The organism is Bacillus sp. NPDC057893, assembly GCF_042796455.1.
Classification (GTDB): domain Bacteria; phylum Bacillota; class Bacilli; order Bacillales; family Bacillaceae_G; genus Bacillus_A.
Genome location: NZ_JBHVNG010000001.1, coordinates 1,169,165 through 1,184,348 on the forward strand (window position 1 = coordinate 1,169,165; position 15,184 = coordinate 1,184,348).

Sequence of the window (15,184 nt, forward strand, 5' to 3'; positions counted from 1 at the left end):
ATTGAGGTCCAGTGGCACCGGTAGCGCCTGTGTTACCCTGAGCGCCTGTATTGCCTTGAGGTCCAGTAGCGCCGGTAGCGCCCGTGTTACCTTGAGCCCCTGTATTACCTTGAGGTCCAGTAGCACCGGTAGCGCCTGTGTTACCCTGAGCGCCTGTATTGCCTTGAGGTCCAGTGGCACCGGTAGCGCCTGTGTTACCCTGAGCGCCTGTATTGCCTTGAGGTCCAGTAGCGCCGGTAGCGCCCGTGTTACCTTGAGGCCCAGTAGCGCCAGTAGCACCCGTGTTGCCTCGAGGTCCAATAGCGCCGGTAGCACCTGTATTACCCTGAGCACCTGTATTACCCTGAGCGCCCGTGTTACCTTGAGGTCCAGTAGCGCCCGTGTTGCCTCGAGGTCCAGTGGCACCAGTAGCGCCCGTGTTACCTTGAGCGCCTGTATTGCCTTGAGGTCCAGTAGCGCCTTGAGCGCCCGTGTTACCTTGAGCGCCTGTATTACCTTGAGGTCCAGTAGCACCGGTAGCGCCTGTGTTACCCTGAGCACCTGTATTGCCTTGAGGTCCAGTAGCGCCGGTAGCGCCCGTGTTACCTTGAGCGCCTGTATTGCCTTGAGGTCCAGTAGCGCCCGTGTTGCCTCGAGGTCCAATAGCGCCGGTAGCACCTGTATTACCCTGAGTGCCCGTATTACCTTGAGGTCCAGTGGCACCGGTAGCGCCCGTGTTACCTTGAGCGCCTGTATTACCTTGAGGTCCAGTGGCACCGGTAGCGCCCGTGTTACCTTGAGCGCCTGTATTACCTTGAGGTCCAGTAGCGCCCGTGTTGCCTCGAGGTCCAGTGGCACCAGTAGCACCAGTGGCCCCCGTGTTACCTTGAGCACCTGTATTACCTTGAGGTCCAGTGACCCCAGTAGCGCCCGTATTACCTCGAGGTCCAGTAGCACCGGTAGCGCCCGTGTTACCTTGAGGTCCGGTAACACCCGTATTACCTCGAGGTCCAGTAGTGCCCGTCGCACCCGTAGCTCCAGCTGGTCCAGTAGGTCCTGTAGGCCCTCTGCCGAACGAAGCTGAATTAACTAGAGTAGTTTGTAACTCTGCAATTAATTTAAGGAGTTCTTGGAGTGTACAATGATCGATTCGGAATAACTTTGTGATGTAAAGTAAATAATTAATTAAAATTTGGAGTTCAACAAATACAGCATCCGGTACGAAGGTTGGATTTTTTAATGTAGTTATTAAGTTTTTTATAATAGCTAATCCTTGCGCTTTCAGGGAGGAAGTAGCGTCTAGCGAACAGATGAATTTACTTAGTAGGTTTAAAGTATCAATTAGATCTTCGATGTTTTTAGGAGATGGATTGGCGAAAAGTTTTGGGATTATTTTAATTAAATCGTTAATAATCGCTCGAAATGTTCTAATTTGTGCTTTAGAAATTGGGATGGATGGTGTGTTTGAGATTCGTCCGGCGCTACTTGGAAAGCATGGTTTGGAGAACTTGTTTTGACTGTCGTCATAACGAGACATTAAATCTCTCCTTTCTAATGAGAATGTGAATGAAACTCATCATAGTAGATGCAAAAATTAGTTAAATGGTCATAGTAAAATTTTTTGTTTAAAGAAAAAATAGAAAAAACGCCTTACAATAAGGCGTTTTTTCTATTTTCTGCGTATTTATAATATCGTTTTAGTGAAATTTTTGATTTGAATCCAGCTAGTTTTATAATTTCTGATTCCGGCGTTTCTTTTTTTATTAAGTTTAAAATATAGGTGTTACGAAAGTGTTGTCCTGAGATTCCTTTGCGTAAATTCGCTCTTGCTACTTCAAGGCGGATCATTTTTTGGATAGCGATTTCTGTTAGTGCTTTTGGTGCGTCGTTTTCGTATACCCATCTGTATGTTCCGCGGTTAAAATCGAATGCAACAAACAATGGGTCATTACTATGGTATTTAGGACGAACTGGTTCTGGAATACTTTTATAATATGTGTACAGTTGTTTTTTGTCTTCGGTTGCTAATGTGATTGTTCTTTCTACGCCTGCGGTTGCTGGAATAGAAAGTGTATTAGTTTCGAAATGAACGTGATGCATAGCTAGTGCTGTAAGTTCCTGTAAGGATAGTCCGTAATCGATTAATAGACTTAAAATAGAAATATTACGATCCATTAATAACGGACGAACAGGACGTTGTTTTTCTGAAAGTCCTTCTAATGAAGTGACTATATGCTTTAATCTTTTTTCTTCATCGGATGAAATGAAATCTTCATTACGCAATGAACGGTTTGGTTGAATAGTAATTTCCATATTCTTTAATGGATTTGGAATGTTAAGAAAATGATGCATTCTATTTAATACAATAAATACGCGATGCATTGTTTTCTCAGAGTAGTGTCGATTCTTTTTTAAGTCTGAAAAGTAATCTTCATAGTCTTTTGTACAAAGTGTTGCCCATATATTACTGGAAGGGAGCTTTTTGTTTTTTTCTAACCAATGTCCAAAATCTTCAATGTCATAAACGTAACGTTTAATGGTTGAAGACTTTCGGCCTTTATTCAATAAAAAAATAGAAAAGGCTTGTATTGTATCATGGAATTCCGTTGTTTCCATAGTCCCACCACCTTAATTATTTCTTATATTATAGCAAACTTTTCTGAAAATAGGCATTTGCAAGAGGGACTGGAATAATAATATTTGGTGAGTGGATAAAATGAGGTGATTGTATGGAACAATCGATGCGTAAGAAAAATAACAATCAAATTAATATTGTATTAAACCATCGAAAAAAAATTTCGTTACCGGCATCAGAAAATCAAACGGTAATTTCAAGTGAAACCACTACTAAACATGAGATGTTGCAGAGAATTGAAGAAGAGATGGGAAAACTTGTTGGGATGGATGATATAAAAAAGATAATAAAAGAAATTTATGCTTGGATTTATGTAAATAAAAAAAGGCAAGAGGTGGGGTTGAAGTCTGAGAAGCAAGTGCTTCACATGTTATTTAGGGGGAATCCCGGTACTGGGAAGACAACCGTTGCTAGAATGATAGGAAAATTGTTGTTTGAGATGAATATTTTATCGAAGGGGCATTTAGTTGAAGCTGAACGTGCTGATCTTGTAGGTGAGTATATCGGTCATACAGCGCAAAAGACGAGAGATTTAATAAAGAAGGCTATGGGAGGGATTTTATTTATTGATGAAGCGTATTCATTAGCGCGGGGTGGAGAGAAGGATTTTGGGAAGGAAGCTATTGATACACTTGTGAAGCATATGGAAGATAAGCAGCACGGTTTTGTATTAATTTTAGCTGGATATTCAAGAGAGATGAATCATTTTCTTTCATTAAATCCAGGATTACAATCTCGTTTTCCATTTATTATTGAATTTGCGGATTACTCGGTAAATCAGTTGTTGGAAATTGGAAAGAGAATGTATGAAGAGCGTGAATACCAGTTATCAAAGGAAGCTGAGTGGAAATTTAGAGATCATTTACATGCTGTAAAGTATTCGTCGCAAATTACATCGTTTAGTAATGGGCGGTACGTACGGAATATTGTTGAAAAATCAATTCGCACACAGGCTATGCGGTTGTTGCAAGAAGATACGTATGATAAGTATGATTTAATTGGAATATCAAGTGTTGATTTAATGTTGGAAGAGGAGACGCACAGTACATAAACTGTGCGTCTGTTTTTTGTGCATAAGTTCGTTTATTCTTTTTTTTCTTTTTCTTGGTGAGATTTATGGAAGCGTTCCATTTTAGCGCTCTTTTCGTGTGCTGAATTAGGATCGTGTCCAAATTGGTTTACTGAGCTTTTTTGAGCGCCTTTGTTAACATGGTTTGTCATTGGTATTCACCTCGCTTTAAAAATTAGTATAAACATTATGTAAAGAAAAACTCGTTAGAAAAGAAAAACCTCTTTACGATATGTAAAGAGGTTAGAGTGTTATTTATGCATTGAACGTTCCTTTGTATCGATACGTCTATGCGGTAAATGCCATTTGTAATGAATAGAAATCATGCGGAAGCAAACAATTAAAATGAATAAGGTGTATAGAGCCCAATCGCTAACGATAATTTTAGCGCCAATTAAGAAACCTGCTAAAATCGTCCAAAACGCATATACTTCAGCTCGGAGGACAAGAGGTTTTCTGCGAGCTAAAAGGTCGCGGATAATACCGCCGCCGATGCCTGTTAAAACAGCAGCTACGATTGTAGCGCTAATTGGTAAATCTAGTTTTTGAGCATAGAGTGCTCCTTGTACAGCGAATGCTGATAAACCGATGGCGTCCGTGATGTTTTCCCATTTTTTCCACTGTCTAATTAATTTATTTGGAAAAAGAAAAATAATCGTCATTGATAATAGTGCGATTTGGAATAACATGTCTTGTTGCCAAAATGCGACGATTGGATAACCGATTAATAAATTACGAAGGGCACCTCCCCCAAATGCGGTTGCCATTCCTAAAATATATACCCCGAAAATATCATAATCTTCTTCCATTGCAACAATGGCTCCGCTTAGTGCGAAGGCGATTGTGCCTATGATGCTAAAAATCTCCCATGCCATGAATTTTCTCCCCCGCTAACTAGATGAAATATGCTTCCTCTGCTATTATATTAGAAGGTTTAAATTTCGAAAAGGATGAGTGAACATATTTGATGGAAGAAAAAGAAAAAGTCATATTAGTTGGCTGTCAATTGTCGCAAGATGATGATGAAAAATTTATGCATTCCATGAAAGAGCTTGTATCGCTAGCAAAGACTGCGCGAGCGGAAGTGTTAGTATCAACGACGCAAAAGCGCCCGAAGTTTCATCCTGCGACTTATATAGGAAAAGGTAAACTTGAAGAGCTTACGCTGTTAACTGAAGAATTAGAACCAGCTGTTATTATTTTTAACAACGAGTTAACACCAAGCCAAATTCGGAATTTATCTTCAGTATTAGATGCGAGAGTGATTGACCGAACGCAGTTAATACTAGATATCTTTGCGCAACGTGCGAAATCGAGAGAGGGTAAGCTTCAAGTAGAGCTAGCTCAGTTGCAATATACAATGCCGCGCCTTATGGGGCAAGGTTTGTCTTTATCACGTCTTGGTGGTGGAATTGGTACGAGAGGACCGGGAGAGACGAAGCTCGAAACGGACCGTCGTCATATTCGATCACGTATTGATGAAATAAAGAAGCAACTTGCGGTTGTTGTAGAACATCGAAAAAGATATCGTGAGAGAAGGAAAGATAATAAAGTGTTTCAAGTTGCGTTAATTGGGTATACAAATGCAGGGAAATCGACGCTATTTAATAGATTGACGGAAGCTGATACGTTTGAAGAAAACTTATTGTTTGCAACGCTAGATCCGACAACCAGAAAGATGCCGTTACCTTGTGGTTATACAGTATTGCTAACTGATACAGTTGGTTTTATACAAGATTTACCTACGTCATTAATTGCTGCTTTTCGTTCAACACTAGAAGAAGCTGGGGAAGCGGATGTTATTTTACATGTTGTCGATTCAGCAGATCCTAATTATGTAGGGCATGAGCAGACAGTAAAACAATTATTGTCAGACCTTGAAATTAATCATATTCCTATTATTACGTTATATAATAAAAAAGATAAATTGCATCAAAACTTCATTCCATTTCCGAAAAGTGATTTCTTAATGACTAGTGCTTTTGAAGAAAGTGATTTACTGCGTATAAAAGAAGCGATAGAAATGAAGATGAAGGAAGAAATGGATGATTATCAAGTGGAAATCCCTCCGGGTGAAGGTAGGTTGTTAACGCTTTTAAAGACGGAAACGTTATTAACTAAAATGGAGTTTCTAGAAGATAAATTTGTATATGATTGTACAGGATATATATTTGCTCATTCATCGCTTAATGGGCAATTAAAGAGATTTTTAGTGGAAGAAGGAGAAAATAATAATGTTTGATCGTTTGAAAAATGGAGAAAAAATTGCTCCAATCGTAAAAGAAGTAGAAAGTCAAATTATAGAAGTGCATAAACGTGTGGATGAAGTAATTGAGAGTAATCAATTTCGTGTGCTAGAAAGTTTTCGTAAACATAAAATTAGTGATTCGCATTTTATTCCGACGACAGGTTATGGGTATGATGATATTGGTCGTGACACGTTAGAGAAAGTGTATGCGGATGTATTTGGAGCGGAAGCGGGTCTTGTTCGTCCTCAAATTATTTCGGGTACTCATGCAATTTCAACAGCTTTATTTGGTGTTTTACGTCCGGGAGATGAGTTACTATACATAACGGGGAAACCGTATGATACGTTAGAAGAAATCGTTGGTGTGCGCGGAAAAGGTGTAGGCTCATTTAAAGAATATAATATTGGTTATAACGCAGTTCCGTTAACTGAAGAGGGATTTGTGGACTTTGAAGCTGTTGCAGCTGCGATCCGTAGTAACACGAAGATGATTGGTATTCAACGTTCAAAAGGATATGCTACTCGTCCGTCGTTTACAGTTTCACAAATTAAAGAGATGATTGCGTTTGTTAAAGAAATTAAACCTGATGTTGTTGTATTTGTAGATAACTGCTATGGCGAGTTTATTGAAGAACAAGAGCCGTGTCATGTTGGTGCGGACTTAATGGCAGGTTCTCTTATTAAGAATCCTGGCGGGGGAATTGTTAAAACGGGTGGTTACATTGTCGGTAAAGAACAGTATGTTGAAGCGTGTGCATATCGTCTAACATCTCCAGGGATTGGTGCGGAAGCAGGGGCATCTTTATACAGTCTGCAAGAAATGTATCAAGGTTTCTTCTTAGCGCCGCATGTTGCGGGTCAAGCGCTGAAAGGTGCTATTTTTACGGCGGCATTTTTAGAGAAATTAGGGATGAATACATCACCGGCATGGAATGCACCAAGAACGGATTTAATTCAATCTGTTCAATTTGACGATAAAGATCGTATGATTGCATTCTGTCAAGCGATTCAATATGCATCTCCAATTAATTCTCATTTCACTCCGTATGCAAACTATATGCCAGGTTATGAGGATGATGTAATTATGGCTGCGGGGACATTTATTCAAGGTGCAAGTATCGAATTGTCGGCTGATGGCCCAATTCGTCCGCCTTATGTTGCTTACGTACAAGGTGGGTTAACTTATTCGCATGTAAAGATTGCGATTTGTTCTGCGATTGATGCGTTAATTGAAAAAAATCTATTAACAATTTCTTAAAGGGAAGCTGTCGATTTCGGCAGCTTTTTTCGTGTGAAAGCAATGATTTGTGCCATTAGAAAAAAGAGTGGAAAAATTTATAGAAAATCATGTAAGAAAAGCTAACATCTATTGACACTAAACATAACATGGTATAAAATGAGAAACAGTTAAGGCGAAGGAGGAACTGAAGTGATGAAAGAAGATAGACGTTCTGCTCCGCTGTTTCCTATTGGTATTGTAATGGATTTAACACAATTATCTGCACGTCAAATTCGCTACTATGAAGAGCATAATCTTATTTTTCCAACTCGTACAAAAGGGAATCGTAGATTATTTTCATTTAACGATGTAGATAAATTGTTGGAAATTAAAGATTTGTTAGATCAAGGCTTAAATATGGCCGGAATTAAACAAGTATTGCAAATGAAAGAAAATCAAACAGAAGCAGTGAAAGTAAAAGAAGAAACGAAAGAAATTTCAAAATCCGAGCTTCGCAAAATTCTTCGAGATGAACTACAACATACAGGTAGATTTAATCGGACTTCATTGCGACAAGGTGACATTTCAAGGTTTTTTCACTAAAGATAGCTGATTCTGAAGGTGTTTAGAGGGACTAAGGAGGAATTTATAATGGCTAGGTACACAAAAGAAGATATTTTCCGTTTGGCGAAAGAAGAGAATGTAAAGTATATCCGTCTGCAATTTACGGACCTTTTAGGGGTAATTAAAAACGTAGAAATTCCAGTGAGCCAATTAACAAAAGCTCTTGATAACAAAATGATGTTTGATGGATCTTCTATTGAAGGTTTCGTACGTATTGAAGAATCTGATATGTATTTATATCCGGATTTAGATACTTGGGTAATTTTCCCTTGGACAGCTGAAAAAGGTAAAGTAGCTCGTTTAATCTGTGATATTTACAATGCTGATGGTACTCCATTTGATGGCGACCCACGTAACAACTTAAAGCGTGTGTTAAAAGAAATGGAAGCATTAGGATTCTCAGATTTCAATCTTGGACCAGAGCCAGAATTCTTCCTATTTAAAGTTGATGAAAAAGGAAATCCAACACTGGAATTAAACGATAACGGTGGATACTTCGACCTTGCGCCGATGGATCTAGGGGAAAACTGTCGTCGTGATATCGTTCTTGAACTTGAAGAAATGGGCTTTGAAATTGAAGCATCTCACCATGAGGTTGCGCCAGGTCAACATGAAATTGACTTTAAATATGCAAATGCAATTCGCTCATGTGATGACATTCAAACATTCAAGCTTGTTGTAAGAACGATTGCTCGTAAACATGGTTTACACGCAACATTTATGCCGAAACCATTATACGGTGTGAACGGTTCAGGTATGCACTGTAACTTATCATTATTTAAAAATGGTGAGAACGTATTCTTCGATCAAAACGGTGATTTACAATTAAGTGATGATGCTCGTCACTTCATCGCAGGTATTTTAAAACATGCGCCGGCATTTACAGCGGTAGCAAACCCAACTGTAAACTCTTACAAACGTTTAGTACCTGGATATGAAGCTCCATGTTACGTAGCATGGTCTGCACAAAATCGTAGTCCATTAGTACGTATCCCTGCATCTCGTGGTATTAGTACACGCGTAGAAGTACGTAGTGTTGACCCAGCTGCAAACCCGTATTTAGTAATGGCTACATTATTAGCAGCAGGTCTTGATGGAATTAAAAACAAATTAACTCCACCAGCTGCAGTAGACCGTAACATCTACGTAATGACGAAAGAAGAGCGCGAAGAAGCAGGTATCGTTGATTTACCAGCAACATTAGCGCAAGCGTTAGTTACGTTACAATCTAATGAAATCGTATGTGGTGCACTAGGAGAGCATTTACTTGAGCACTTCATCGAAGCAAAAGAAATTGAGTGGGATATTTTCCGCACGCAAGTTCACCAATGGGAACGCGATCAATATATGTCTCTATACTAAGAGAGAAAAAAGCCCTGATACTACGGTATCAGGGCTTTTTCGTCATTTATCTACAATAAATTATAGCGAATGCTGTCGCATTTTTAGAGGTGTCAACAAGAGGTAATTTAGTAAAAATAATTTCTGTTGACTCGTTCTATATAAAGAACTAAAATGGCATTAACTAGAAATGTTTGTATATTTAAAACAATAAAAATATTATTTTTTCTTGATGTTTTGATGTCAATTTCAAGCTCATTGGTTTTAAATGAGGAGGGAAGTTATGGATAAGGAAATAAATTTAAAAAATCTATTTACTATCATACGGAAAAGAATTTGGATACTTCTATTATTTACAACTCTCACAACAGTAGCAGGAGCGATGTATAGTATATATGTAAAAACTCCATTGTATGCCTCCTCAGCAAGAGTTATTGTCCAAGCTAATGCTGAAACGATGAATACATTGAAAGCAATGGTAAATGAGCCTGTAATATTAGAAAAAGTAGGCGCTGAATTGAATATTAATAGATCTGCAAGTGCATTAAGTGGGCAAATCAGTACAGAAAGTGTACAAGGATCTCAAATAATAAGGATTAATGTCATAGATACTGATCCTGTACTTGCACACAAAATTGCAAATACTACTGCAGCTGTATATAAGAAAGAAGTAGCTAATATATTGAATTTTAATAATGTGAGTATATTACCAGAAGATCCAGTTCAAAAACATTCGATTCCTATTAATATAAATCATATTAAGACGATAATGATTGGATTCCTTATAGGTATGGTACTAAGTATCGGTTTTATTTTTTTACTGGATTCTCTTGATGAGACAATTAAAACGGAACGACGCATTGAGCAATTATTAGATATCTCTGTTTTAGGTGGAATTTCGAAAATGAATAAGAAAAATAAGAAAGACAAATATGGTGAAAAGAATACTGTGTTATTGAGGGAGGAAACGGAGTGGATTACAAAAATAGACGAAAAACAAATAAAGTTAAAGGAGAAAGTATAATTGCTTATACCGCTCCAAGATCAAAAATTTCGGAGCAGTATCGTTCGATTCGAACAAACCTTCAATTATCTTCGTCTATTCATAAAAGTAGAACTATAGTTATTACTTCTCCAAGGTATGGTGAAGGGAAATCAACTATTACAGTTAATTTAGCAGCTTCGATAGCACAAAAAGGTGAAAAAGTATTGGTAATAGATGCAAATTTGCGAACACCAATCATTCATGAAATGTTTGGAGTGGAAAATACAATCGGATTAACTGATATATTGAACGGAAAAACAACTTTAGAGGGTGCTGTGAAAAAAACAGAGATGGAAAGCCTGGATGTATTAACTAGCGGACCGATACCATTCAATCCATCTGAAGTGCTTAGTTCGAGTGCCATGGATATGTTAGTTCAAAAGGCGATGGGACAGTACGACATCATATTATTTGATTCTTCTCCTGTATTAGAAGTAACAGATACAAGTGTCTTAGTTGATAAGTGTGAAGGAGTATTATTAGTGATTCGTTATAATCGTACTGTGAACGAAGATGCGCTTGAAACGAAAAGAGCGTTAAGTTTTACGAAAAGTAGAATATTGGGTGCAATTTTGAATGGGAAAGTATAAATGTAATTTAGAATGTTTAATGTAAGCTTTGTATATAAAAATGTTCGTTATAAAGAAAATTCAATAGAACTGTGATGTGGTGATGTCTCCTGACCACTATCAATGGAGGCACTCGATTATGCTGTGGGTTGTGAAAACAACCTTAGATGCGCGTCATCAAGAGTGTAATGTGAGGGAGGGTTAGATGCCCATTTTTATTAAAGTTTGTAGCTATGTGCTTTTCGTAAAGAGTATATAGTTAGAAACTTTAATTTTATAATAAATTTGGAAGAGTTATGTAAGGACTTAATTAAAGGAGGAAGTAATATGACGTATCGACGGAGGATATCGCTATTGCTTTTACTGGATTCACTGATTGTATTAGGTGCTATTTTTTTTAGTTATTTCTTTGTAAATGCTAGCTTCAGTGTTATCACTTTATCATCAGTTATTAGCTCTATTACTTTATTAGTAAGTCATCATATGTTTGCTTTTCTTTATAAGTTGTATAAAAAAACTTGGGAATATGCAAGTATAGGAGAGTTACTCATTATATGCAAAGTGGTTACATTTTCTATCATTACTACAGCAGTTGTGCAACAAATAATAATGCCAAAAATGTATTTTCGGTTGCTAGTTGTAACTTGGATGATTCATATTTTATTAATTGGTGGTTCGCGTTTTATATGGAGAATGTATAGAGATACTTATTATGTAAAAAAGGGTGATAAAAAAAGAACTTTAATTGTTGGTGCTGGTTCAGCAGGGACAATGGTTGCAAGACAGTTGTTAAAGAATAGTGCTGCCGAATTAATGCCAGTCGCATTTATGGATGATAATGTAAAAAAACATAATCTTGATATTTGGGGGATTCCAGTAATTGGTGGTATTAATCAAATTGAGTACGTTGTTAAAAATCTGAATATTGAAATAATAATTTTGGCAATTCCTTCATTAAACAAAAGAGAGCAAAATGTTATTTTGAAAAGATGTTTAAAAACAGAAGTGAAAACTCAAATTCTTCCGATGTTAGAAGACTTAGTAACAGGTAAAGTTTCGGTGAATGAATTTAGGGATGTTCAAGTAGAAGACTTATTAGGGCGTGATACCGTAGAACTTGATGTGGGTATTATTTCAGATTATATAACTGACAAAGTTATTTTAGTTACTGGTGCAGGAGGTTCGATTGGTTCGGAAATTTGTAGACAAATTGCAAAATTCAGGCCGAAAAAGTTGATTTTACTAGGGCATGGGGAGAACAGTATTTATTCTATAGAAATGGAATTAAACAGAAAATATGGAGATATGAAAGGCACGTTTATCCCTGAAATCGCAGATATACAAGATGAAAAGAAGATGCAATTAATTATGAGCAAACATCTTCCAAACGTTGTATATCATGCAGCTGCACATAAACATGTACCACTAATGGAGAATAATCCTGAAGAGGCTGTTAAAAATAATGTGATTGGGACTATGAATATAGCAGAGGCAGCGAGAGCACATGGAGTGGGAACGTTTGTCATGATTTCTTCGGATAAAGCAGTGAATCCGACAAGTGTTATGGGAGCAACGAAAAAATTGGCGGAGATGGTTATTCAAAATAAAGATAAATTAAGTCATACAAAATTTGTTACTGTACGCTTTGGGAATGTCCTAGGAAGTAGAGGGAGTGTAATACCTTTATTTAAGAAGCAAATTCAAAATGGTGGACCAGTTACAGTTACTCATCCTGATATGGTTCGGTATTTTATGACAATCCCGGAAGCATCAAGACTCGTAGTGCAAGCTGGTTCTTTAGCTAAAGGTGGAGAGATTTTTGTTTTAGACATGGGAGAACCAGTGAAAATTGTCGATCTTGCCAAAAATCTAATTCGATTATCAGGAAATTCTGTAGATGAAATAGGAATAGAATTTACTGGTATACGTCCAGGGGAGAAACTTTTTGAAGAATTACTAAAAGAAGATGAAATGAATGAAAAGCAAATTCACCCAAGGATTTACGTAGGACAAGAAATGAATGTTCGTATAGAAGAGGTAGAAGAATTTGTCTCTATATATGAAGATTTGAATGAAGCGGAATTGCGAGATAGATTATTATATTTAGTTAATCATCGCAAGCCATTGAAAATATTAATTCCAGTATCAGGATAATGGTGTGGGAGCTTAATAAGAATAAAATAAGATGGGTGCGTGGGAATGATGTCTAAAAAAGTTCTGTTTTGTGCAACTGTGGATTATCATTTTAAAGCTTTTCATTTACCATATTTGAAATGGTTTGCAGACCAAGGATGGGAAGTACATGTTGCAGCGAATGGGAATATACATCTTCCGTACGTAACTCAAAAATATAATATTCCTATTCAAAGATCACCTCTTAGCATACAAAACCTCCACGCATATAAAAAACTAAAATCAATTATTCATCAAAATAAATATAATATCATTCATTGTCATACGCCTATGGGAGGAGTAATTGCTCGTTTAGCTGCTCGAAAAGCCAGGCAGCAAGGAACGAAAGTCGTATATACAGCACATGGATTTCATTTTTGTAAAGGATCACCATTCATAAATTGGCTTCTATACTATCCGATTGAAAGAAGTTTAGCTACTACTACGGATTGTCTCATAACAATTAATCAAGAAGATTACAATTTAGCCGTAAGACATCGATTTCAGGTGAAAAATATTAAACTTGTTCATGGTGTAGGAGTAGATATAGAACGATATGTTCCTGTTACTGAAAATGAAAAAGAGCAATTAAGGCTTAAAAATGGTTATAAGACAAAAGATTTTTTAATGTTTTATGCTGCCGAATTTAATAAGAACAAAAACCAAAACTTCTTAATTCAATCATTGGCGCAGTTGAAAAATGAAATTCCGCATGCAAAGCTTCTACTTGCTGGCGAAGGACCGTTAAAGGAAGAGTGCAAAAAAATAGCGACTCAACTAGGCGTGAGTAATATGGTTCACTTTCTTGGTTATAGAAATGATATAGCCTCTTTGTTGCAGCTGTGTGACTTAGCTGTTGCATCGAGTTACCGGGAAGGTTTACCAGTTAATATTATGGAAGCTATGGCTTGTGGACTTCCGGTTATAGCTACTGACAATCGGGGACATAGGGAGCTAATTATTAGTAATAAAAATGGTTGGATTATAGATCGTGATGATATAAAGACGATGTCTGAAAGAATAAATTCTATTTCTAAAAATACTAAATTACAAGCTCAGTTTGGACAGTGTGGACGTACTATTATTACGAATGAATATTCAGTTAATGAAGTATTGAAAGAGAAACAAGAAATTTATACAACATATATGGATGAAATGGAGGATTTAAATTGGGCACTCCATTGAGAGTATTACATGTAGTCGTAAATATGAATAGAGGCGGAGCCGAAACTTTAATTATGAATTTGTATCGTAATATAGACCGCTCAAAAGTACAATTTGATTTTTTAACTTGTAAAGAGGGAGTATTTGATGAAGAAATAGTAAAGTTAGGCGGAAAAGTTCATAGAATTCCATATGTTACAGATGTTGGTCATAGAGGATATATACAAGCGCTGGATACTTTTTTTTCCTCTCATCAAGAATATAGAATTGTACATTCACACATGGACAAAATGAGTGGATTTGTACTTCGTTCAGCTAAGAAAGCAAGGGTGCCAGTTAGGATTGCGCATAGTCATAGTACAAGTAGTGAGGGTGGGATTATAGCAAAAATGTATAAATGGTATGCAGGAGCATTTATTGCGCCGTGTGCAACACATTTTTTTGCATGTTCAATAGCTGCAGCACAATGGTTGTTTACTAATAGAGCAAGGGCAACTGAGATTTTTAAAAATGGAATTGAATGTGATAAATTTGCATTTTCTGCAGAAATTAGAGAGCGAGTAAGAAAAGAATTGAAACTTCATGAGGATGCTTTTGTGATTGGACATGTTGGAAGATTTGCATATCCAAAAAATCATACTTTTCTAATAGATATTTTTGCTCAATTAATAGAATCTCGACCGAGATCTATTCTTTTGTTAGTGGGAGATGGACCACTTCGGGTAGAAATGGAGAAGAAAGTAGAGAAACTAAATTTAACAGATAGGGTTAAATTTTTAGGAGTACGTAGTGATATTAATTGTTTATTACAAGCATTTGATACGTTTATATTTCCATCTATTTATGAAGGTTTGCCAGTTACTCTTATTGAAGCGCAAGGGGCGGGTTTACCGTGTATTATATCAGACACTATTACGCAAGATGTAGATTTGGGTTTGAATTTAGTTGAACAGTGTTCTTTGTTAGATGTAAGAGAGTGGATAGGGAAATTACAAAGTATAGCGGATAGGAAGATATCGCGGAGCATTGCACAATTTGCGTTAGCTGAAAAAGGATACGATATAAAAAATATTACTGGGTTCACTCAAAAATTTTATGTTGCAGTATCGAGGTGAGAAA

Annotated in this window: 14 protein-coding genes; 10 read left to right on the forward strand and 4 right to left on the reverse strand. The window is 37.0% G+C overall.

Going from position 1 to position 15,184, the window contains the following annotated elements; genetic code table 11:
- Both ACFVQC_RS06345 and ACFVQC_RS06350 read right to left on the reverse strand, forming a co-directional pair.
- Positions 1 to 1,516: collagen-like repeat preface domain-containing protein (locus tag ACFVQC_RS06345; RefSeq protein ID WP_377898136.1), on the reverse strand; the 1,516-nt coding region annotated here is incomplete at its 3' end.
- Between the two features lie 113 nt (positions 1,517 to 1,629).
- Positions 1,630 to 2,595 carry a tyrosine-type recombinase/integrase gene (locus ACFVQC_RS06350; RefSeq protein WP_002146205.1) on the reverse strand — a complete coding sequence of 322 codons (966 nt, stop codon included), beginning with the start codon at positions 2,593 to 2,595 and terminating at the stop codon, positions 1,630 to 1,632.
- 113 nt (positions 2,596 to 2,708) lie between these two features.
- On the opposite strand from ACFVQC_RS06350, the gene spoVK reads away from it, so the two are divergent.
- Entirely contained in the window at positions 2,709 to 3,665 is a 957-nt protein-coding gene (gene spoVK / locus ACFVQC_RS06355; RefSeq protein ID WP_002146206.1) for a stage V sporulation protein K, read from the forward strand.
- Between the two features lie 32 nt (positions 3,666 to 3,697).
- Here the strand turns inward: spoVK and ACFVQC_RS06360 are convergent, their stop codons facing one another.
- Positions 3,698 to 3,835, reverse strand: coding sequence for a hypothetical protein (locus ACFVQC_RS06360; RefSeq protein WP_000181506.1), 138 nt, complete (start codon positions 3,833 to 3,835; stop codon positions 3,698 to 3,700).
- Between the two features lie 99 nt (positions 3,836 to 3,934).
- The gene (locus tag ACFVQC_RS06365) at positions 3,935 to 4,558 is read right to left on the reverse strand and encodes a trimeric intracellular cation channel family protein (protein WP_002146207.1); all 624 of its coding nucleotides are present in this window, start codon (positions 4,556 to 4,558) and stop codon (positions 3,935 to 3,937) included.
- A 92-nt stretch (positions 4,559 to 4,650) separates the two neighbouring features.
- Here ACFVQC_RS06365 and hflX point away from each other — a divergent pair, with 92 nt between their 5' ends.
- From hflX to ACFVQC_RS06410, 9 genes are all read left to right on the forward strand, one after another.
- Positions 4,651 to 5,925, forward strand: a complete 1,275-nt coding sequence (hflX, locus tag ACFVQC_RS06370; protein WP_377897720.1) for a GTPase HflX — start codon at positions 4,651 to 4,653, stop codon at positions 5,923 to 5,925.
- Complete coding sequence (locus tag ACFVQC_RS06375; RefSeq protein WP_377892235.1) at positions 5,918 to 7,189, forward strand: methionine gamma-lyase family protein; 1,272 nt, start codon at positions 5,918 to 5,920, stop codon at positions 7,187 to 7,189. Before hflX ends, ACFVQC_RS06375 begins: the two co-directional genes overlap by 8 nt.
- A gap of 174 nt (positions 7,190 to 7,363) precedes the next feature.
- A complete protein-coding gene (gene glnR / locus ACFVQC_RS06380; RefSeq protein WP_002014475.1) occupies positions 7,364 to 7,753 on the forward strand; it encodes a transcriptional repressor GlnR in 390 nt (129 codons plus the stop codon).
- Between the two features lie 48 nt (positions 7,754 to 7,801).
- Positions 7,802 to 9,136 carry a type I glutamate--ammonia ligase gene (gene glnA, locus ACFVQC_RS06385; protein WP_002146212.1) on the forward strand — a complete coding sequence of 445 codons (1,335 nt, stop codon included), beginning with the start codon at positions 7,802 to 7,804 and terminating at the stop codon, positions 9,134 to 9,136.
- A gap of 262 nt (positions 9,137 to 9,398) precedes the next feature.
- Positions 9,399 to 10,139 carry a YveK family protein gene (locus ACFVQC_RS06390; RefSeq protein WP_377897722.1) on the forward strand — a complete coding sequence of 247 codons (741 nt, stop codon included), beginning with the start codon at positions 9,399 to 9,401 and terminating at the stop codon, positions 10,137 to 10,139.
- On the forward strand, positions 10,088 to 10,750 hold the full coding sequence (locus ACFVQC_RS06395; RefSeq protein WP_377897723.1) for a CpsD/CapB family tyrosine-protein kinase: 663 nt from the start codon (positions 10,088 to 10,090) through the stop codon (positions 10,748 to 10,750). Before ACFVQC_RS06390 ends, ACFVQC_RS06395 begins: the two co-directional genes overlap by 52 nt.
- Before the next feature lie 306 nt (positions 10,751 to 11,056).
- On the forward strand, positions 11,057 to 12,883 hold the full coding sequence (locus ACFVQC_RS06400) for a polysaccharide biosynthesis protein (RefSeq protein WP_377892241.1): 1,827 nt from the start codon (positions 11,057 to 11,059) through the stop codon (positions 12,881 to 12,883).
- A gap of 45 nt (positions 12,884 to 12,928) precedes the next feature.
- Positions 12,929 to 14,086, forward strand: a complete 1,158-nt coding sequence (locus ACFVQC_RS06405; protein WP_377897724.1) for a glycosyltransferase family 4 protein — start codon at positions 12,929 to 12,931, stop codon at positions 14,084 to 14,086.
- Complete coding sequence (locus tag ACFVQC_RS06410; RefSeq protein ID WP_377897725.1) at positions 14,071 to 15,180, forward strand: glycosyltransferase family 1 protein; 1,110 nt, start codon at positions 14,071 to 14,073, stop codon at positions 15,178 to 15,180. Before ACFVQC_RS06405 ends, ACFVQC_RS06410 begins: the two co-directional genes overlap by 16 nt.
- Positions 15,181 to 15,184: the final 4 nt, after the last annotated feature.

Bases quoted from the DNA above. Each gene is read 5' to 3' on its own strand.
- ACFVQC_RS06360 (WP_000181506.1), bottom strand. From the start codon at position 3,835: ATGACAAACCATGTTAACAAAGGCGCTCAAAAAAGCTCAGTAAACCAA.
- ACFVQC_RS06350 (WP_002146205.1), bottom strand. From the start codon at position 2,595: ATGGAAACAACGGAATTCCATGATACAATACAAGCCTTTTCTATTTTT.
- ACFVQC_RS06365 (WP_002146207.1), bottom strand. From the start codon at position 4,558: ATGGCATGGGAGATTTTTAGCATCATAGGCACAATCGCCTTCGCACTA.
- ACFVQC_RS06375 (WP_377892235.1), top strand. From the start codon at position 5,918: ATGTTTGATCGTTTGAAAAATGGAGAAAAAATTGCTCCAATCGTAAAA.
- ACFVQC_RS06400 (WP_377892241.1), top strand. From the start codon at position 11,057: ATGACGTATCGACGGAGGATATCGCTATTGCTTTTACTGGATTCACTG.
- spoVK (WP_002146206.1), top strand. From the start codon at position 2,709: ATGGAACAATCGATGCGTAAGAAAAATAACAATCAAATTAATATTGTA.
- hflX (WP_377897720.1), top strand. From the start codon at position 4,651: ATGGAAGAAAAAGAAAAAGTCATATTAGTTGGCTGTCAATTGTCGCAA.
- ACFVQC_RS06405 (WP_377897724.1), top strand. From the start codon at position 12,929: ATGATGTCTAAAAAAGTTCTGTTTTGTGCAACTGTGGATTATCATTTT.
- ACFVQC_RS06390 (WP_377897722.1), top strand. From the start codon at position 9,399: ATGGATAAGGAAATAAATTTAAAAAATCTATTTACTATCATACGGAAA.
- glnR (WP_002014475.1), top strand. From the start codon at position 7,364: ATGAAAGAAGATAGACGTTCTGCTCCGCTGTTTCCTATTGGTATTGTA.
- glnA (WP_002146212.1), top strand. From the start codon at position 7,802: ATGGCTAGGTACACAAAAGAAGATATTTTCCGTTTGGCGAAAGAAGAG.